General features: G+C 58.0%; 1 pseudogene. It reads right to left on the bottom strand.

The annotated features are described in order from the left end of the window. Positions 1-121 precede the first annotated feature (121 nt). A pseudogene (locus C0Z16_RS38335) lies at positions 122-381 on the bottom strand (transposase); the annotation flags it as partial.

Here is a 381-nt window from a genome sequence, read left to right as displayed (position 1 = left end):
CCTTCAATCGCTTCTTTGCTGCTTCGCTCAATCGCCTTTGCGCCATGCCAACTTGTCTCCGAGATCGCCCTGGAGACATAACGCTTGAGACGCTCAACGGTTGTCATGATTTACGGAAATATCAATAGAATGGCTGGTTCATGTTGGCGGCGGTAGCTCGATGTTCGTTCCTTGCTTGTCTTTCTTTTATTTGGCCCGCGTGTGCAAGGGCGCGCGTCGTGCGAAGCTCCGGCGGCCGGTCGCGCAGCAACAGTGGCATTAAACGCCGATTGGCGGTCTGCGCCGCCCACTCGCAATACGCGGCGCTGCCGAGCACCCAGCCCTCGAGCGTCGACTGCATCAGGTTATTGACCTCGCGTTCGTCAAGACGCTGTGCGCCCA

Source organism: Paraburkholderia rhynchosiae (genome assembly GCF_002879865.1).
Lineage (GTDB): Bacteria > Pseudomonadota > Gammaproteobacteria > Burkholderiales > Burkholderiaceae > Paraburkholderia > Paraburkholderia rhynchosiae.
Note: the sequence above shows the minus strand (reverse complement) of the source record. Positions and strands in the feature narration are given on the sequence as shown.